General features: G+C 36.5%; 17 protein-coding genes. 11 read left to right on the forward strand and 6 right to left on the reverse strand.

The genetic code is table 11. From position 1 onward, the window contains the following. Window positions 1-3 precede the first annotated feature (3 nt). From FYC62_RS00675 to FYC62_RS17170, 4 genes are all read left to right on the forward strand, one after another. On the forward strand, window positions 4-252 hold the full coding sequence (locus FYC62_RS00675) for a KTSC domain-containing protein (RefSeq protein WP_149073550.1): 249 nt from the start codon (window positions 4-6) through the stop codon (window positions 250-252). A gap of 130 nt (window positions 253-382) precedes the next feature. Continuing rightward, window positions 383-736 carry a hypothetical protein gene (locus tag FYC62_RS00680; RefSeq protein ID WP_149073551.1) on the forward strand — a complete coding sequence of 118 codons (354 nt, stop codon included), beginning with the start codon at window positions 383-385 and terminating at the stop codon, window positions 734-736. Next, window positions 733-996, forward strand: coding sequence for a hypothetical protein (locus FYC62_RS00685; protein WP_149073552.1), 264 nt, complete (start codon window positions 733-735; stop codon window positions 994-996). The genes FYC62_RS00680 and FYC62_RS00685 overlap by 4 nt, the downstream gene beginning before the upstream one ends. 216 nt (window positions 997-1212) lie before the next feature. Further along, window positions 1213-1926, forward strand: coding sequence for an HNH endonuclease signature motif containing protein (locus tag FYC62_RS17170; RefSeq protein WP_205943746.1), 714 nt, complete (start codon window positions 1213-1215; stop codon window positions 1924-1926). 571 nt (window positions 1927-2497) lie between these two features. On the opposite strand, the gene FYC62_RS00695 is transcribed toward FYC62_RS17170, so the two are convergent. From FYC62_RS00695 to FYC62_RS00705, 3 genes are all read right to left on the reverse strand, one after another. Then, window positions 2498-4096 (reverse strand): RNA-binding domain-containing protein, encoded by a 1599-nt coding sequence (locus FYC62_RS00695; protein WP_149073553.1) that lies wholly within the window; start codon window positions 4094-4096, stop codon window positions 2498-2500. A 29-nt stretch (window positions 4097-4125) separates the two neighbouring features. Then, on the reverse strand, window positions 4126-5337 hold the full coding sequence (locus tag FYC62_RS00700; RefSeq protein ID WP_149073554.1) for a hypothetical protein: 1212 nt from the start codon (window positions 5335-5337) through the stop codon (window positions 4126-4128). Window positions 5338-5621: 284 nt separating this feature from the next. Then, window positions 5622-6017, reverse strand: coding sequence for a hypothetical protein (locus FYC62_RS00705; protein ID WP_149073555.1), 396 nt, complete (start codon window positions 6015-6017; stop codon window positions 5622-5624). A gap of 603 nt (window positions 6018-6620) precedes the next feature. Between FYC62_RS00705 and FYC62_RS00710 the strand changes: the two genes are divergently transcribed. From FYC62_RS00710 to FYC62_RS00720, 3 genes are read left to right on the forward strand one after another with little or no spacing between them, the layout of a single operon-like run. Continuing rightward, window positions 6621-7931 (forward strand): TlpA family protein disulfide reductase, encoded by a 1311-nt coding sequence (locus FYC62_RS00710; RefSeq protein WP_149073556.1) that lies wholly within the window; start codon window positions 6621-6623, stop codon window positions 7929-7931. Next, complete coding sequence (locus tag FYC62_RS00715; protein ID WP_149073557.1) at window positions 7928-11143, forward strand: SusC/RagA family TonB-linked outer membrane protein; 3216 nt, start codon at window positions 7928-7930, stop codon at window positions 11141-11143. The genes FYC62_RS00710 and FYC62_RS00715 overlap by 4 nt, the downstream gene beginning before the upstream one ends. Before the next feature lie 17 nt (window positions 11144-11160). Next, the gene (locus tag FYC62_RS00720; protein ID WP_149073558.1) at window positions 11161-12513 is read left to right on the forward strand and encodes a RagB/SusD family nutrient uptake outer membrane protein; all 1353 of its coding nucleotides are present in this window, start codon (window positions 11161-11163) and stop codon (window positions 12511-12513) included. A gap of 49 nt (window positions 12514-12562) precedes the next feature. Here the strand turns inward: FYC62_RS00720 and FYC62_RS00725 are convergent, their stop codons facing one another. Both FYC62_RS00725 and FYC62_RS00730 read right to left on the reverse strand, forming a co-directional pair. Then, on the reverse strand, window positions 12563-12880 hold the full coding sequence (locus FYC62_RS00725) for a hypothetical protein (protein WP_149073559.1): 318 nt from the start codon (window positions 12878-12880) through the stop codon (window positions 12563-12565). A gap of 171 nt (window positions 12881-13051) precedes the next feature. After that, the gene (locus FYC62_RS00730; protein WP_149073560.1) at window positions 13052-13447 is read right to left on the reverse strand and encodes a hypothetical protein; all 396 of its coding nucleotides are present in this window, start codon (window positions 13445-13447) and stop codon (window positions 13052-13054) included. Window positions 13448-14106: 659 nt separating this feature from the next. On the opposite strand from FYC62_RS00730, the gene FYC62_RS00735 reads away from it, so the two are divergent. Further along, window positions 14107-14940, forward strand: a complete 834-nt coding sequence (locus FYC62_RS00735; protein ID WP_149073561.1) for a LytTR family DNA-binding domain-containing protein — start codon at window positions 14107-14109, stop codon at window positions 14938-14940. Between the two features lie 34 nt (window positions 14941-14974). Here FYC62_RS00735 and FYC62_RS16975 read toward each other — a convergent pair whose 3' ends face one another. After that, window positions 14975-15124 (reverse strand): hypothetical protein, encoded by a 150-nt coding sequence (locus FYC62_RS16975; RefSeq protein WP_168199343.1) that lies wholly within the window; start codon window positions 15122-15124, stop codon window positions 14975-14977. Window positions 15125-15549: 425 nt separating this feature from the next. Between FYC62_RS16975 and FYC62_RS00740 the strand changes: the two genes are divergently transcribed. The 3 genes from FYC62_RS00740 (at window position 15550) to FYC62_RS00750 (ending at window position 18297) form a co-directional block, all read left to right on the forward strand. Beyond that, on the forward strand, window positions 15550-15822 hold the full coding sequence (locus tag FYC62_RS00740) for a helix-turn-helix domain-containing protein (RefSeq protein WP_149074025.1): 273 nt from the start codon (window positions 15550-15552) through the stop codon (window positions 15820-15822). 1226 nt (window positions 15823-17048) lie between these two features. Further along, entirely contained in the window at window positions 17049-17615 is a 567-nt protein-coding gene (locus FYC62_RS00745) for a hypothetical protein (protein ID WP_149073563.1), read from the forward strand. A 52-nt stretch (window positions 17616-17667) separates the two neighbouring features. Next, window positions 17668-18297, forward strand: coding sequence for a DUF6266 family protein (locus FYC62_RS00750; RefSeq protein WP_149073564.1), 630 nt, complete (start codon window positions 17668-17670; stop codon window positions 18295-18297). Window positions 18298-18390: the final 93 nt, after the last annotated feature.

Here is an 18390-nt window from a genome sequence, read left to right on the forward strand (position 1 = left end):
ATTATGGAATTAGAATGGCAAGAAATTGGGTACGACTCAAAAGATATGGAAAGAATTGCCCATGATGGAGTGAATATGTACGTGGAATTTTTAACAGGCAGATGTTATAAATATCCTAACTTACCTTATGAAATATTTCAAAGAATTTTGAATAAAGAAGTCATAAGTAAAAGTGAAGGAAAACCATCGTATGGTGCTACGTTACACCAATTAGTAATTAAAGGAGGATATAAAGGTGAGCAATATAAATAAATACGAAAATAAATCCCAGCCACTAACATCGGTTTGTGCTTTGTTGACAGTAAAGCGCTTCGAAAACGCCACCTCCGCCAAGCACCAAAACGTGGCATTATAAACAGACAATCTGTAAGAAAACTACATTATGAGAAAAATACTTTTAATAATCACATTTATTTTAACGAATGGAAATCTATTCGCTCAAAAACTATACGTTTGGTGTCCCAAAGAGCAAATTGCTACACCAAGACAAGGATTTTTAGAGAAAGACACAATAGACTTGGTAGTTTTTGACGGAAGAATTTTAACCCCTAAATTAAAAGTTGAATGTTCGTCAGAAGAAACTATCAACAAATTTACAGACTTCATAAGACGAACTTATCCGTCAGCGACAATAAACATTTTAAATTCAAATCAATACTACAAAGACCCGGCTAAAATAGAATTACTGTCAAAATTGGAATTTCAGCATACCACGCAGCATTTGGAGCTGACGTGAAAGTTGGGATAGGTAGTGTAGGAGGGAATTTTTCTTATGGTATTTTTCCAGAAGGAAGATGGAATGCCGTAACAGCGTATGCCGTAAAAATATATGACTATAGGAATAATAGCGAGATAAAGAAAGTAAAAGATATATTAAAAACGGCTTCTCGACCAAATACGGGAGGTTATATAACAGCAAAAAACATACTGAACTCTTCATATATTGAAGCTAATCAAGAAATGCTATTCTTTATTGATGAAACATTAATGAAATAACGCGACATAACAGCGTATTGGCAATACGCTGCCCGTTAAATAGAGATAGATAAATAAATAGAAGAAATAATATATTAAATTTAAGTTAGAACCTCCACTTTTGGCACTGGAACTAAGACTTAAACTAGTTGGGGAATGATTTGGGAAAGTGAGAGTTAATTAGGCTAAAGTTTTGAGGATTATTAAAGAAATAAATATTTGTGAATTTAGAAGCCAATGGATAAGAAAGAGTACTTAAATTTCAGTATTAAAAATCAACTTACGCCTCGTTGTCCAATAATAAATATATGTCAAAGAAAAGCATATACAGTTTATTTCTTTTCATATTTAAATGAAGGATATTCAAATATTGGTGGCTGGGAAGAATTACTTGATAGAAACGGTGAATTCTCTGATGAATATTTTAAAAATAAAATTGAAATTCAAGGGGAATTTCCTACGATTATGAAAGGGTACAAGAATTGGTTTTTTACTAATACTTGTCCTGAGGTTTGTTTATTTAAAGGGGAACATACACCTGTTGGATTTGATAATAGAGCTTGCACAAGTGGAAGCTGGGATAACGATAATGGAATTAATGAAAATCGAATCTTTGAGGAGAAACATTATTTCGAATGTGCTGAATTCTCCAAATTTTTAGATAACAATAAATTTTCAAAGAATATCAACCAGTCTAAAAAAATTAGAAAGAAGATTCCTCAAGAGGTAAAAGTCAGGGCACAACTTCAGAAAGAGATTGATTCTAAATGCCCCTTTTGTAAGAATGATGATGTTGGACATTTTCAAATTCATCATATAGACGGAGATCCTGCTAACAATATAATGGATAATCTTTTACTATTGTGCCCCATATGTCATTCTAAAATAACTAAAGGAGATATTAGTTTCTCAAATGTCAAGGAAATAAAGGATTTATTGTTGATAAAGTAACCTTAGTGTAAAATTATCTCAATGGACATGTTAGTAAAAAGAATGATGATGCATAAGAAGACCATTTAAATGGGCAAAATTTATCAATTTGCATTCCAATTATCTTGGAAGAAAAAAATCAACGGCAACTATTATTGTTACAGTATAGTTGCCTATAACTCCATCCAAAAAATTAAAGACATAAATGAAAAGTATAAGATAATTAGAAGAGAAAAATCACTTAAATCCCTTTAATTTATTTTTTTGAATAAACATTTGTATTACCCTTACTTTCATGTGGTTTAACGTCAATTAGTTCAGGCAAGTTTTTTAGAGCATTTGAAATTAAAGTGCCCTTATAATGCTAGCCAAACTCTTTAAAGAATAGTCTTATTTGAATTATTTCTTAAGATTCGTCTGAAAACATAAAAATAATCTAACCATTTTCTTCACCCCATTCCTTATATCCAATTCTCTTTCTTTCTTATTTAGGCTCCCCCATTGTTTCCTCAATTTACAGATGAATGTTTGAGTGAGCCGAACCGGTCACAATTTGTGACCACCTTATTCTTTTCTATTCGAAATCCATTAATCATCCCGTTCTACTCTCCTCAATTATTCTTTTAGCCTTTTCTGTTAAATAGTAACCTCCTGTTTGGGTTGCACCCTCACTAAAGTCTATTAACCCACCATCCTTAAGTATTTTTATATATCTCTCGATGCTTTTTAATGAAAATCCGGTTATATCAGCATAGTAGGGAACTCGTTTATGTTCATTCTCAAAAATGGTTTTTAGTAATATTACCAGTTTGTTCTTTACCCTGCTATTTGCCGCTCCCTCAATTGCTCCCTCAATTGCTCCCTCAATTGCTCCCTCAATTGTCCTTTTAGCCATACCATTATCTCCATCCGTAATATCTTTCTCAAAAAGATTTATTGAAAAATCCGGGTGTATATGTAGCGCTACCATAAAATAGCTTCTGTCCTCATCTGTATCAAACAAGGGTGCTGATGAACCGTTATTTATCATAGCCCTCTTAATAGTGGGTATGCCTGTTGCTTTACCTTCTGTTAATTCCAATTCCTTTAGGAAGTCTCCCAACCTACGGTTTCGGTATCTTCTTGGCAATATCAGGCCAGTGTTAAAAGCCGACATTTTAATGCTTCTGTCTGGTCCTCCGTAGTTTAAAATAATAATCTGGTTTGGATATATCCTAATTTCAACAGGCTCTCTTGTTTGGTAATCCCTGTGGTATAAGGCATTAGCGATGACCTCTTCAAGTGCTTCGTATGGATAATTCCAGGTTCTTACCGCTTCTGCCTGCCCGGGAATTTTTGTTATCTTCTCACGCAACACATTTATTTTTAGGTACAAAAGCGTTTGGCGTATAAGCTGTGGTACCGGTCCGGTAATTGATGGAGCCTCAAAAAATTCCGGATGATCCGCTCCTTTTGGAAAATGTACAATTTCTACCCTTGTTTCAGGAAAGTATTCGTCGGGTCTTTCTGTAAACAACATCAGGGCTACATTTTTTGGGTGCAAGAATTCTGGTGGACCGGAAAGTAATGCCATCTGTGATAATATATCCTCTTTGCTATGTGTATCTACCCAATCAAATAATTTGCTGTTTGTTAACCGTAAGTGTTCCTTTAAAAGTGTAAAGGATATATCTTTAACATCTGCAGTGGTATTTGCTCTATCGTCAAAAGGGATTTTATTTGCCATAGCAATAAGTTCCTCACGTTGCTGTTTGTTGGCTTTAACAGTACTCGAGCCTGAGCGGATATAATAAGCATACTTTTTTTCTTTGGCCTTTATTTCCTCTGGCACTTCATAAGGCCTGCTGGTACCGCTGAGCGCCCATATTACGATAATCTTTTTGCCATCAATCTCTTCAATACTAATCTTAGGATAATACGTCGGGTTAATAAGATTATTGAACCCAATCATATCTTTCTGTATGGTATCAATCTGGTTATCTTCAATCCCATGAACCGGACGTAAGGGTCTGCCATTTTTTTCCTCTATACCTATAATAATATAACCGCCACCAATGTCATCAACGTCATTAGCAAAGGCACAGATACTCCTATAGATAGCACCGGGATTCCAGCCTTTCTTGTATTCTATACGGTCTCCTTCTACTGTATTGCCTGCAATTAACTCTTTAATATTGATATGTAATGGCATAATAAAATTCTGGATTTTATAAAGTCAATTTACGCTAAGCTAAATCTCTTCAATCTCTGATATAAGTATTCATGTTTTCTTATAACATCGTCGTAAGTAATTAAATCTATTTTATAGTTATTAAAAGTTATTTCTTGTTCAATCAAATATAAATTTTCTTCTCTAAAAGTATCTCTTCCAATTAATAGAGCAAAATCGAAATCCTGATTCGTAATGTCAATATTTTCATTTTGGAACCTTTTAACCATATGCTTTAGGTTTTGCTCATTGGTAAAATATTCATAGTATTTTCCTAATTGATTTCGAAGATATTTCCTGAATCTTGATAGAACAAAATCTTTATTGTTTCTTCTTACAAATCTTTCAGAAGGAAGCTTTACTTCATAGATTTGATTTTTATTCCAGCTATACTTATGCCTCGCATTGATAAAGTCACTTTCTATATATTTTCGACTATTTGAGTAATAGAGTTGTTTTTCATAAATTGGAGTAAGGTAATCTTCCCCTTTCAATACATGAGAATGCTTCTTTAAAACGTCGTGTATTTCTTTTTCGTTTCTTTTTGAAGGGGATTTTTCATATTGTTTTACCAATTTTGAAATGTCATCTCCGGCACTAGCTAATTGAGTGGTATTTTCCGAACTCCAAATGTAATTTAAACGTGTTGCGTTTTTGTGAAATTCTTCAGAAAGAACTCTTAGGTTTGCTGATTTAGCACTTAAGATTTTAGCATCTAATTTATAACGCCCTAGATGGTCGATGTTTAAATCGTCTAAATCTGATTTAAGTTCATCCAACCAAATATCTAGGCTTGAAGAAAGTGCATTATTATAGAGTGAAATAGGATTTTTTTCACGATTGACTAACACTCCGCTATATAAATTGTTATGATAATCATGATAATGACCAAAGAAGCTAAATTCATGAAAAAGCTCACTATTTATTAATATAAATGGAATCTTTGATACCTGAAAATTATGGGACGAATAACTTTCTACTCTAATTCGTAGCCATTGAATTAGTTCATCAATTGATATTTTAAACTTTGAAGTATTGAATTCAGCTATAATAAAGTCTAAATGATGCTGCTGGGTAATAATATTATTGGTAATAAATTCTTTTGCGTTAATAGTGTCATAGGAAACATGAATATCTTTATCATTAAAAGCATAGTTAGGTTTAAATTTTTCCAAATATTTATCTGGTAATTTGATTCCTTCGTATATGAACAGAATTTTCATTTGTAATTAGTTTTTCCAAAACACAGCAACCATCCTCTTACCAAAATTGCAATCTTTTTTTGATACGACGCTTTTCGCTTTTTAACACGCCTTTTATCACTAAATAATAGTTTAGAATTTGAGATAATGATTTACTAGCGTAATTTTTTATTGATTTCTATGAAAAGTAAATACACAACCATACCTATTATATTAGCCTATAATTCCATCCAAAAAAATCAAAGCGTATTTCAATAGAATTTTAAATTACCCCATTATCACCCACAACACAATTATCATAGATACTATTTGCCTTTCAATCCTAATTTCTCCTCTAGCAGTTCGTGATATTTTTCAGAAAGCAATTGATACTTCTCATTCAACTGATGATATTTATTTAACCATCGTTCTTTTTCAGCCTCCAACTCTTCATAAGTCAACTTTTTAACCCCGTAAGCAACATGGCTATCCTTAAAAATATAATCCATCATATCCGGAAATTCATCAGAAAAATCATGACCTAGAACTTGGCCATATCTCGCTAATGTCTCATAAGGTAAATCAGCTTTCTTAATGTGTAAGTAAAAAGTCGGGTACTTATAACCTGCTTTTTCAGCAATTTCTTTAATAGACAAACGACTAGTTTTAGCTACTTTATGAAGTACTTCTCCTCTAGATATGTGAAATTTCTTCTTACCCAATATTATAATATAAAAGAATACAATATAATGGATAAAAAAATCTAGTATATGTAAAATAAAAATTGTTTATATATATAATTTTATATATTATTGTATATTAATTTATATAAAGAAGGATTATTTTTGATAAAACATTTAAAAAATAGTCGACAAGATTAATAAGTTTTTTAATTTAGCGAGTACTCTTAAAATATTTGAAGCACTCGCACTTAGAGTCTAGTTCTGGGAATCTGCTAAAATTCTAGGGAAACGAGACGATAAGTGAAAATGCTCATGCTAAAGGCGTGGGCTCACTTATTCGTTTCCACAGGTATAGCAGAACCTCCAGAACAGTAAGTTGAGTTCCACGCCTTTAGTGTTTCCTGACTTATCAAAAGGCTCCTTAATATATTTACCATGGAGCAACAAAATCAAATTTACGCCCTCATCATTTGCGCACCGGAATAGTGTTTAGGACACCAACCGGTCTGGCCCATTGCATCCCATGAAATAAGTTAATAGTTGTTAATAGCCCGGCCGGTTTTTTCAGACTGAGAAGAGTGGTAAATGATAACATTTCGACTCCGCTCAATGTGACATATCCTTAAACCCAAACACAATAAAATGAACGATAAACATCGTATAGGATACATACTGCCTTTTTTTAGGAGGCATAATACCATCAAACTGCTTGTATTACTGCTAGTTGTGGTGGTATTTAGTAAAAAAGCCAAAGCACAACAAGCTTTACAGGTAGGAGACAGCATCCCTAAAACCTTATGGGATTTAAAGCTGCAAACCTTTAATCACCCGCAAGGGAAAAGCAACATCAGCCTGCAAGACTATAAAAGCAAACTCATCATCTTAGATTTTTGGAGTACCTGGTGTGGGGCCTGTGTGCAGGCTATACCAGAGCTTAAGCAGCTGCAAAAACAATTTTCAGATCGTTTACTCATCCTTCCCATAACAGCAGATAGTCCAGAACAGCTCAATAAGGCTAAGGCAAAAAATGCCAAATTAGCTGCTTTAGATTTATTTACCGTATTAGATAAACAGCAGCTAAAAGCTTATTTTCCTCACCAGTTAGTGCCTCATTTGGTATGGATAAGTCCAGAAGGTAGATATTTAGGTGCTACCTTGTTAGAATATGCCAATGCCCATACCATTCATCAAATCCTTTCAGGTAGGTCAGTTCAATGGTATCAGAAAAAAGATGAAGATGCCTTTAATCCCAAACAACTATCGCTACATCAATACTTAAAAATAGATAGTAGCCAATATGTTTTACCATTTATAGATGGGCAAAGTGCCAGTAGCGGGATGGTTTTGGAGGCAGATTCTACGCTACGTTACTATATCATCAATGCCTCTATGGCTCAACTTTATGCCATAGCTACCCAAATGCAGGGTATACCTTATGAGGAGAAAAGAAGAAAAATAAAACTTCAAGACACCCTTCGTTACCAGTATCATCAGGCAGCAGGCTATCAGCAAGAGTGGTTGCGTAAGTATGGCATATCTTACGAGCGTAGGCTTCCCAAAGGAACAAGTATAGCCACCAGAAATGCTTTACTACTGGCAGATTTAAATAGGCATTTCAGACTTAAAGGAGAGATAGTAGCGCAAGAAACACCAGTTTGGCTATTAAAACAAAGCAGTACTACAACAGCTGCAACACTTAAAGAAGGCTTGTCTTTAGCCTCATGGATAGCAGCGTTAAATAAAAACCCTGCATTCCCTTGGGTGCTTAATGAAACCACTTTGTCAGCTAAGACTTTTTTACCTAGGCCAGAGGGGCAACAAAGTTTAGCAGCTTTACAAGTCCTCTTACAGCCTCTAGGTCTTTATCTGGAGCCAGCCACTAGAACGCTACCTACTTTCATCTTAGAAGAAAATCATCATCAAAACCACCTAAACACACTATCCAAACCATGAGAAAAATTCTATTAACGCTATTCCTCATCAGTATCATCGCTATAGCCTATGCACAAGAAACCTTAATAGGTACAGTGCTAGCAGGTAAAGAGCCTTTAGCAGGGGCAAACCTCAGACTACTAAAGTCAAAGCGAACAGCTACGGCTAATGAAGAAGGTAAATTTACATTTCAACAGGTTGCCCTGCCAGATACTTTACTGATTACTTTTATGGGCTTTAAAGCACAAGTAAAGCCTTTATACACCTTACAAAATCCTTTAACTATCAATTTAGAACCTCTAGCAGGTGAGCTTAAAGAAGTCATCGTAAACACAGGTTACCAGAAATTAGCAGCAGGTAGGGCAACAGGCTCTTACAGCCTGATAGATAGCAGCTTGTTTAACCGTCAGATAGGTACCGATATCTTCCGTCGTTTAGAAGGCATCACACCTTCCTTGCTTTACGACAAGCGTGGTGGAGAAGGAGCAGTAACCCGTTTTAGCATCAGAGGTTTAAGTACCCTCACGGCAGGAGTAAGTACACAACCCTTAATCATCTTAGATAATTTCCCTTATGAAGGCGATGTAGCACAAATCAATCCCAATGATGTAGAAAGCATCACCATCCTAAAAGATGCGGCAGCAGCAGCCATTTGGGGTACAAGGGCAGGTAATGGCGTGGTTGTCATCACCACACGTAACGCAAAAAGCAAACAGCCCTTAAGTTTTAGTATGGTGGCTAATACCAGTGTGGTAGAAAAGCCAGATCTGTTTAGGTATCCTGCAATGTCATCCACAGATTTCCTAAGTGTAGAGAAATACCTGTATGATAGAGGCTTTTACAATACGGCTATTACCAATGTACGTAACCGCCCGGTGCTATCGCCTTATGTAGAATTACTGGAAGACCAAAGACTAGGACGAGTTAACCAGAACCAAGTAGCCACACAATTAAGTATTTGGGAGCAAACAGATATCAGAAATGATTTTAACAAGTATTTCCAACAGCAAGGCATCAGACAGCAGTATAGCCTGAATTATGCAGCAGGTGCTGGGCAATTGTCTTATGCGGGTAGCGTAGGCTTTGATAAAAACCGCTCTAATTTAGTTGGGGATGATGACCAGCGTTTAAGCATCAGAAACCGTGTAAGCTTAAAACCACACCCCAAACTACAGCTACAAGCAGGTATTTTATACACCCGTACACAGGCTCAGAACAATGCACTAGGAAGCTTAAATAGCTTAAGACCAAATGGTGGTAAAAGTAATTACTACCCTTATGCCCGTTTGGCAGATGAAGAAGGGAATGCGTTAGCCTTAGAACAAAATTACCGTAAAAGGTATACAGACACTACCGGAAGAGGACTCTTACAAGATTGGGCTTATCGGCCGCTGGATGAAATAGCTTTGGCTAATAATCGCAACCGAAGCTATGATATGCTATTGGATGTTCAGGCAGATTATCAATTGTTTCCTACTTTGAAGGCAAGTATACAATACCGCTTTCAGAACAATAGCAGCCAGCAAAATAACAACTACAGCCCCGAGACCTATTTTACCCGTAACCTCATCAACAGATATAGCAGCATCAGTGGTAATACCATAACAAGGCGTATACCATTAGGAAGCATCATAGACGAAACAAACGGACAATTACTCGCACATGGTTTAAGAGGTCAGCTCAATTTTAGCAAAGATTGGAATGTGCATCAATTAGAGCTACTTGCAGGAGCAGAACTCAGAGAGCGGGAAAACACAGCTACTACAAACCGGTTATATGGTTTTGATGATTTAATATTTCAAAGTAGCCCGGTAGATTTGGTAACAGCTTTTCCGATATACGGTTTACTTGCAGCCAATAGCAGTATACCAAATAATAATTTTCAAAGTTCCTTATTAAACAGAAATGTATCCTACTTTTTTAATGCCAGTTACCATTATACCAAAAGATATAGCTTCTCTTTAAGTGCCAGAAGAGATGCATCAAACATATTTGGTGTTAATGCAAATCAGAAAGGCGTTCCATTGGGTTCTGTTGGCGCAGCATGGCATATAGACCAAGAGAATTTTTATAACTGGAGCTTTATGCCACGTTTAAATCTGAGGGCAAGCTATGGTTATACAGGAAATGTAAACAATTCAAGTTCTGCTTTAACCACCATCAGGTACGAACAATTATTTCTCAATATCAACACCTTTACAGGTTTACCGCAAGCCACCATTGTCAATCCTCCCAATCCAGATTTAAGATGGGAAACTGTTGGGATATTTAATATCGCAGCAGATTTTGAAACAAAAGACAGCAGATTAAGAGGTAACATCAGCTATTTTCATAAACAAGCAACAGACCTTATTGGGCTTGTAGCGGTAGATGCTACTACAGGCGGTACAGGTACAAGAAGCTTAAATAGCGCAGCTTTAAGAAACCAAGGATTTGAGCTAGAGCTACAAGCGCAAATTATGAAGCAAAATGATTTTCAATGGCAAAGTAATTTCCTTTTTTCTTCATCCAAGAATAAGGTAACCAAATATTTGTTCGAGCCTACTTCTCCCTCTTTTTATGTAGGAAATGGCAGCGGGATAACGCCGATTGTTGGGAAGCCAGCTTATGGTATTGTTAGCTATCGCTGGGCAGGCTTAGACCCCAGTAATGGCGACCCACAGCTACAGGTAAATGGAGCTATTTCTAAAGATTATACCGCTATACCCAATCAGGTAAAATTTGAGGATTTAATATTTCATGGTCCTTCTTTACCCGTATATTTTGGAGCTTTCCGTCAGGATTTTACCTATAAGCAAATGAGCTTAAGTTTCAACATGAGTTATAAATTAGGTTATTTCTACCGCAGAACAGGTTTAAGCTATAGCAGTTTATATAATCAATGGGCTGCATCACCAGAATATGCAATGCGCTGGCAGCAAACAGGTGATGAAGCCTTTACACAAGTTCCATCCATCATTTATCCTGCTAATGCCAATAGAGATAATGCTTACACACAAGCGGATATCATGGTAGAACCCGGAGACCATATTAGGTTACAGGATATTCGCTTAGCTTATCAATTTAAGGCATCTAAATTAAGAGCCCTTCATCTTAAACACCTCAGTGTATTTATGTATGCTAATAATATTGGCCTTTTATGGAAAGCCAGTAAATTCCCATTTGACCCCGAGTATGGAGATAGCTTTATTCCGGTACGCACCATCTCCTTCGGCTTAAAAACAGATTTCTAAACTCATAAACTCAGAACATGAAAAAAATATATATGCCTTACCTGCTCATCCTCATAAGTATTTCCTTTTGCGCTTGTCAGGAATTTTTGGAAGCCAAGCCAGACCGGGCTTTAGCCACACCTAGTACTTTAAAAGATATAGAAGCCATCCTCAATAACAATCAAATGAATACGCTTTATCCCATAGCAGGGGATATTATGGCAGATGATTATTATTTGGAAGATAATATCTGGAATGCATTAACAGATGTAGTGGCAAGAGATAGCTATGTATGGGCTACTACAACCTACCATGATTTTGATTGGCAAAATGCTTATAACTTAATCTTTAGAGCCAATGTAGCTTTAGACCAGCTAGAGCAAGTAACAGCCGATGATGCAAGTAAACAGACCTTAAGAGGTACAGCTTTGTTCTTGAGAAGCTATAATTTTTATCAACTATTACAAATCTTCACTTTACCGTACAGACAAGAAACGGCAGCACAAGAGCTGGGTATTCCGCTAAAGCTATCAAGTGATATCAATGAAACTATCAGACGTTCTACCTTAGAAGAATCATATCAAAGAGTAATTACAGACTTAAAAGTAGCAGCCAGTTTATTACCTGCAACCAGAGCTTTTAAAACGCAACCTTCAAAGGCAGCCGCTTATGCACAGCTTGCAAGAACCTATTTGGTGATGGCAGATGATGAAAATGCAGTACGCTATGCAGATTCTGCTTTGGCGCTTCAATCGCAATTGATAGACTATAATAGCTTAAATGCTACAGCAGCAAATCCTTTCCCTTTGTTTAATGCAGAAGTGATTTTCCAAGCCTTTAATACCGGTAGAGGTGGTGTTTTTCAGCAAACAAGGGCAAGAGTAGATTCTACCTTATACCGTTCGTATAGCACCAATGATTTAAGAAGAAGCTTGTTTTTTACACGTAATAGCAATGGTAGCTTTGCTTTTAAGGGAGATTATTCTGGAAGGAATACAGGTAATTTATTTGCCGGAATCGCCACAGATGAGCTTTATCTGATTAAGGCAGAATGCCAGATAAGAGCAAATAGGGTAGCTGAAGGTTTGGCAACCCTTAATAGTTTAATGTTGCGAAGATTTAGGACTAACACCTTTGTGCCCTTTACGGCAAGCAATAGACTAGAAGCGTTGAAATTAGTTTTACTAGAAAGAAGAAAGCAACTGCTGTTTAGGTCAAACAGTCGTTGGGCTGATATAAGAAGATTGGGTGGCGAACCAGATTTGGCCATAACCTTAAGACGTAGGATAGCAGGTTCTATCATTGAACTGACCACAGGAGACTTGCGCTTTGCCAATTTAATCCCTCAAAATACCATAGTGTTGAGTGGGATTGAACAAAACAGGCGTTAGGTGAATAGATAGCAATAAGCTGCCTCCCTGTAGAGGCAGCTTAGCTTAGTTAGTTGCGCACAAAAACATCAGAATTAGATTCGTCTTTGTTTTGTATTCTACTTTCTAAAGCAGTGCCGGCAATCAAAGGAAATCCAGGGTTGTTAGGATCTTCTTCGGCTAAAATAGTACATACAACTTGGCTACCAGCCGCACAAGAAGGAGCAGATGCGGGTTGATACTCCATTTGGTCTGTAGCTACGTTATTACCACTATACTCCCAATACTGTAGGGAGGAAGCATTTCCCTCTGCTTTAAAAGCAGAGAATAAAACAGCGCCTGAGATTGCTGCTACAGCAATCATGGGCATGATGAATTTTTTCTTCATCGTAGATTTGGCTTTGCTACATCTCGAAGCCATAGAGTTTTACATGATGATGCCTACTCTTTTTAAGGGTTTTCGGCATCCCCCTTTCATAGGTAGAAATGTGAGAACAGCGGTGGTGTTTACTGCCACCACCAGCTGTTAACAGGGGATATCTTGCAGCTATCCCACTGATTAATTAAAATAAGTGATGTTAAAAGTTAAAGATTCAAGGTTGCTATAAGCCAGCTCAGGTGTGAAATTGCTATTGCTACTTTCATTCAAATTGAGCAGTTTTCCACGGTCTTTGCCATCGCTCCTTAAAGCCGGAGCTTCCATTTTATTAAGACCAATAGGTAAACGATGAGCCATAAAATAGCTTCCTCTGGCAGCAGCCTGACTAACAAAGCGTTCATCAAGATTATGGAGGTAAGCGAGTTGAGCTTCATCTAAGTCGAAATGCTCGGCAACCCAAAGTTTGAAATTTTGGTGTAAGGCATCAGCTACTAAATTTAATTCTTGGTCGCTCAAAGCATAAAGAGTAGTTAATAATTGCTGTAAACCAGCTGGAGTAAAAGGAACTTTTTCCATAGTATATTTTTTTAAATGATGAATAGATAGGCCGGCCGGCTAAACAAAATTATAGGCTAAAAGCTTAAAAAAACTAACAGAAAACGTATGAAAGTGATGAATGGTAGAAATTAGAGGATGAAATGCAATAATTTTTTTGGCTCTTGGAAATTAGTGCTGATATATTTGAGAAAATACTGAAAATATGAAGCTAGAATAGGTGTTATATTATTTTTCAGGCCTGTTTTCTTAAGATTTTTGTTATGTTTTTTATATTTAGAAGGAACAATCGATCATAAAATACCGTATTGGCCGAAGTGAGTAAGCAATCTCCAGTGTCGGAAAAAATTCAAAAGCAGAAGCAGAAGCAAAAATGTTGGTAGAATCAAGCCTATAGCGCATGCGATTTTGCGTCCGAGGTTGCAAAAGCTATCATAAACCATAACCAAGCAAAAATAAGCGCCCCTTGTTTTTGAATTGCGGGTAAGCCTTTGCGGGAGAAGACACCAGCGAGATTGCTTAGGACTTTTGGTTCCTTTTGGTCCCGCAAAAGGAACGAGCCCGCCGGCGATAGAGGCGAGGTAATTTTAAGAAAAAAAATGATAAGAAGAAACTGAAAATAAAGTGCAGAGGACATTTTTTAATAAAACATAGATATTAATCTCGAAAAACATCAACAAATGAAATCATTAATTAATCTTTGGGATCAGAAAGACGGAAAATACTTGTCTTTAGGTGTACGCTTACTATTAGCCTTGTTGGTATCTCATTATTTGGTGGTAGTACCACAGACTAAATCTTTTTGGCAAATTATGCAACAAGACAATTACTATTGGGCAATGCTGTTTAGTACCTTTATAGCAGCTGCACTTTTACAATGGGTACATGTCACTACTAAATATCTGGATAGTCGCTTAAGCTGGGAAGATAATTTATGGAAAAGAGGTGGCTATCAAATACTTTTCGGAGTGTTGTTTGTGCTATTGCTTGATTATCTATTTATCAGATTTTACTTCTGGTATTTTGATAGTGATTTTGATGCCAGTGGTTATATGCTGGTAGAATTTCAAATTGTTACCATTCAGGTCTTACTGTTAAATTTGATATATATATGCAGACATTATTATTTGGCCTATCATGTTAAAAAAGCACAAAGTAGTGAAGAAATAGATGTGAGGGTAAGTTTAGGAGACCGCGTATTGTATATCAAAGCCATTGAAATACTAGCGATTATTAAAAGAGGAAATGTAGGTACTATCTACACAACCAACAAAACCGTCTATAACACAACAGAATCTTTAGAGCAGCATTTAAAAAAACTACCTGCTCAAGACTTTATGCGAGTAAACCGTTCAGAAATCTATTCAAGATGGGCTTTAAAAGGCTACCACCGTAAGCAAGATTATAGCTATCATCTTCAAATAAAATTCATGCCTTATGAGCCTGTCAAGTGCAAGGTAAGTCGCACTAAAGTAAGCAGTTTTCTGAATTGGTTTCATCAAGAAGAGAAATAAACTATTTTACAAGCCGCAATTAATCTTTCTACTTTTAAAGCCCACATGCAAGGTATCCTCCTCTTAGAGGAGGTGCAGGAGGAGGCTCTTTCCATTTTTTACTTTCCACTTTCCAACCTATCACAACATTTAGGCAATCTTTCCAATCTTTCCAACCTTCCAAGCTATCAGGATATTTAGGCATCTTCCTACTCAAAACTATCCTCCCTCTTTCATTCTCCCTCCAGAGGGAGACACTGGCGGCATAATTACAAACGTTTGAAATAGAAAGTCCTCTTTTTTTAAAGATGCAGATCTAAGCCATTTACAAAGTGTCCTCCTCTTAGAGGAGGTGCAGGAGGAGGCCCTTTCTACTCAATCTTTCCACTTTACAACCAACCAACCTATCTCAGCATTTAGGCATCTTTCTACTCTGTACTTTATACTTTTGACTCTGTACTTCTCCACCTATTTCCTTTTTAATAAATATTTTTTATTTTAGATTTATATAGCTTGCAGCAATCCCTTTCCTATTATCCTGCTATTACTGTAGCAATCTACCTGATATAAGTTCACAGCATCAGAAAACAAATCTTTTGCTTAAGACTAACTATCTTAATGACTGAGAACATGACAAAATTTTTTAAACTCATTAACATACTGTTAAATGTAGAAACGTTACTCCAACAAATACTTACTACTTTAAATAAACAACAGGAATTAGAACAAGAAGAAGAATGGATGGATGCTTATGAAGTAAGAGACTTTTTTAAAATTCATCGGAGTACTCTTTACCGTTGGCAGTGTGAAAAAATTATAGAGCCTAGCAGGATGGGCAGAAAAAATATGTACAGAAAATCCCATATCCAAAGAATTTTAGAACAAAGCCACAGAGATACCTGAGCATTATAGACAAAGTCTTCTTTATAATTTTTAATCAAATCATGGGGAGAGAGCCATTAAGGACTCTCCTCTTCATGATTTCATTGCTCATGAAAGTAAGAATTACTGCTGATGTACTTTATACTTTACAACCAACCTATCTCAACATTTAGGTATCTTTTTACACCGTAATTTGACTTTCTACTCAAAAAAATCCTCCCTCTTTCATTCTCCCTCCAGAGGGAGACACTGGCGGTATACCTTTCAAGCGTATGAAATAGAAAGTCTTCTTTCTTTTAAAGATGCAGCTCTAAGCCATTTGCAAAGTGTCCTCCTCTTAGAGGAGGTGCAGGAGGAGGCACTTTCTACTCCAATCTTTCCACTTTCCAAGCTTCCAACCAACCTATCTCAACATTTAGGCATCTTTCTACTCTGTACTTAATACTTTTAAAACTCTCTTTAGGCTCCACCATATCAAGCCCTATCATTACATCTCCGTTTACGCAGAACTCCGGCATGGCAAGATTTTCGGGTAGCATTATCCCAGCCTCAGCAGAAACATTCAAAGAAAATCTTCGAGCCGGCGCATTTTGGTTCCTTTTGGGCGACAAAAGGAACGAGCCCCGCCGGCGATAGAGGCGGATAACAATTGTTTAAAGATGTTTAAAATAAAATATGATGACATCAATCGATAAAATCGAAAAGCCATAATAAGCACTCGTTGCAAACGAGCGCAAGAAGAATAATCTTTCCACTTTCAAGCAACCTTCCAATCATCCAACCTATCTCAACATTTAGGCATCTTTTTACCTCGTAATTTGACTTTCTACTTTCAAAAACCAGCATGTGTTTCACTACCATAGCCACCCAACTCCCGATGGTTATCAGGACTAACCACCTAACAAACCACCCAACTAACCACCTAGCAAACTAACCACCTAACCACCCAACCAACCACCAAACACATACATCACACATACATCACACAGAGCAATCCGAAGGAACACCGAAGGAAGAAAACACCAAAAAATGAATTTTCTAAGATTTTTAGTTCAGAAGCAGCAAAAGCTGAAAGAAGCAATAGGTTCTATTTTGTTCTATAAAGGTTGCATAAGGTTCTATGATGTTCTTTTGAAGGTTAGCCTATAGGATATTAATAATCAGCGCTTTAGGTTTGTGGTGTCCAAAGCGTTATACCGGTATCAGCACAAAGACAGGTTTATTTTTTCACATAAAATTTTAACAACATGGCAAAGTCAAGAAACAACGTCATCACACATGGTTTATCAGGTTTAATAGGCGATTTACTGGTCTTTAGACAAAGAGCAGGAAAAACAATCGTATCAGACCGACCAAAAGTCAGGGTTGATAATCCAAATCCCGACCAACTAGAAGTAAGGGAACGCTTTATCAAAGCAGCAAGGTATGCAAAAGCAGCCATCAGTGATTTAACTATAAAAGCCTTATATCAGGCCGCTGCAAAGGCAGGTCAAAGCGCCTATAATGTAGCTTTTGCAGATTATAAGAAAGCCCCTGAAATTGAGGCCAATCCTAATTATAATGGATACTCGGGCCAAATAGGTTATCAAGTAGAAGCAACTGTTTATGATAATTTTATGGTTACAGCTGTCAAAGTAGAAATCAGAGACGCCTCTAATGCTTTGATAGAACAAGGAGACGCCATCCAACAAGATGATGTATCGAAATGGATTTATGCAACAACAGTAGCAAATCCTGATTATGCAACATCAAGTATCATCATAAAGGCATATGATATGCCCGAAAATGAAACCATCCAAGTAACCCAACTTTAATCATCTATTTGTCTGACATCGCAAGGTGTCAGACAATTTTAAAACCAATATCATGGCATTCATAAAATCAGACAGCTTCTATGCAGGTCTTTCAGGGAAAGTAGGCGACCTTATATTCTGTAAGGGTACAAAAGGCACCATCGTAAGAAGAGCTTCACAAAATAAATCTAATCATCATCCAACACCAGGGCAAGAAGAATGTAGAAGCCGTTTTGTAATGGCCAATAAATTTCTACTCACAGCAGCTCATGTCCTTAAAATGGGAGCTATAGAAAATGAAGAAATTGAAGTCCAAAAAAGGAATCGTTCTGCAATTAGAAAAAGTATTGTAGGTGGGGTTTATCCTCATTTATTTATTGATTTTTCTAAACTCATTCTCACTAAAGGTAAGATGAGTTTACCTGATAAGCTCAACATAAAACTGAAAGAGCATAAGCTCGAAATCAGTTGGAATAGCAGAAAAGTTAACACGCAAAGTGAGCTCATTATTGCTTGCTACAGCGCCATTCAAAACTGCTGGATAACACAGCTTATAAAATTCAGAAAAGATGAACAAAGTCATCATTTTACAATTCCAAATAGCCTCCATGAAGGTTTCGAATGTTACGCCTTTGTAAGAGCTATAAACAGACAAGCGGTATCCAACAGTAAGTACTTCGGAGGTTTCCAATGCATAGTATAAAACTCTAAAGCAATATTTAAAATGAAAAGTATATACATAACTCCAAGATGGGTGTACAGTATTCCCATCCGTATCCATAAAGAACAACTTAGT

The sequence above is a fragment of the Pedobacter aquae genome (assembly GCF_008195825.1).
GTDB lineage: Bacteria > Bacteroidota > Bacteroidia > Sphingobacteriales > Sphingobacteriaceae > Pseudopedobacter > Pseudopedobacter aquae.

Coding starts and splice junctions, on each gene's coding strand:
- FYC62_RS00710 (WP_149073556.1), top strand. CDS start 6,621: ATGAACGATAAACATCGTATAGGATACATACTGCCTTTTTTTAGGAGG.
- FYC62_RS00675 (WP_149073550.1), top strand. CDS start 4: ATGGAATTAGAATGGCAAGAAATTGGGTACGACTCAAAAGATATGGAA.
- FYC62_RS00720 (WP_149073558.1), top strand. CDS start 11,161: ATGAAAAAAATATATATGCCTTACCTGCTCATCCTCATAAGTATTTCC.
- FYC62_RS00750 (WP_149073564.1), top strand. CDS start 17,668: ATGGCATTCATAAAATCAGACAGCTTCTATGCAGGTCTTTCAGGGAAA.
- FYC62_RS00715 (WP_149073557.1), top strand. CDS start 7,928: ATGAGAAAAATTCTATTAACGCTATTCCTCATCAGTATCATCGCTATA.
- FYC62_RS17170 (WP_205943746.1), top strand. CDS start 1,213: ATGGATAAGAAAGAGTACTTAAATTTCAGTATTAAAAATCAACTTACG.
- FYC62_RS16975 (WP_168199343.1), bottom strand. CDS start 15,124: ATGCCTAAATATCCTGATAGCTTGGAAGGTTGGAAAGATTGGAAAGAT.
- FYC62_RS00740 (WP_149074025.1), top strand. CDS start 15,550: ATGACAAAATTTTTTAAACTCATTAACATACTGTTAAATGTAGAAACG.
- FYC62_RS00735 (WP_149073561.1), top strand. CDS start 14,107: ATGAAATCATTAATTAATCTTTGGGATCAGAAAGACGGAAAATACTTG.
- FYC62_RS00695 (WP_149073553.1), bottom strand. CDS start 4,096: ATGCCATTACATATCAATATTAAAGAGTTAATTGCAGGCAATACAGTA.
- FYC62_RS00680 (WP_149073551.1), top strand. CDS start 383: ATGAGAAAAATACTTTTAATAATCACATTTATTTTAACGAATGGAAAT.
- FYC62_RS00725 (WP_149073559.1), bottom strand. CDS start 12,880: ATGAAGAAAAAATTCATCATGCCCATGATTGCTGTAGCAGCAATCTCA.
- FYC62_RS00700 (WP_149073554.1), bottom strand. CDS start 5,337: ATGAAAATTCTGTTCATATACGAAGGAATCAAATTACCAGATAAATAT.
- FYC62_RS00745 (WP_149073563.1), top strand. CDS start 17,049: ATGGCAAAGTCAAGAAACAACGTCATCACACATGGTTTATCAGGTTTA.
- FYC62_RS00730 (WP_149073560.1), bottom strand. CDS start 13,447: ATGGAAAAAGTTCCTTTTACTCCAGCTGGTTTACAGCAATTATTAACT.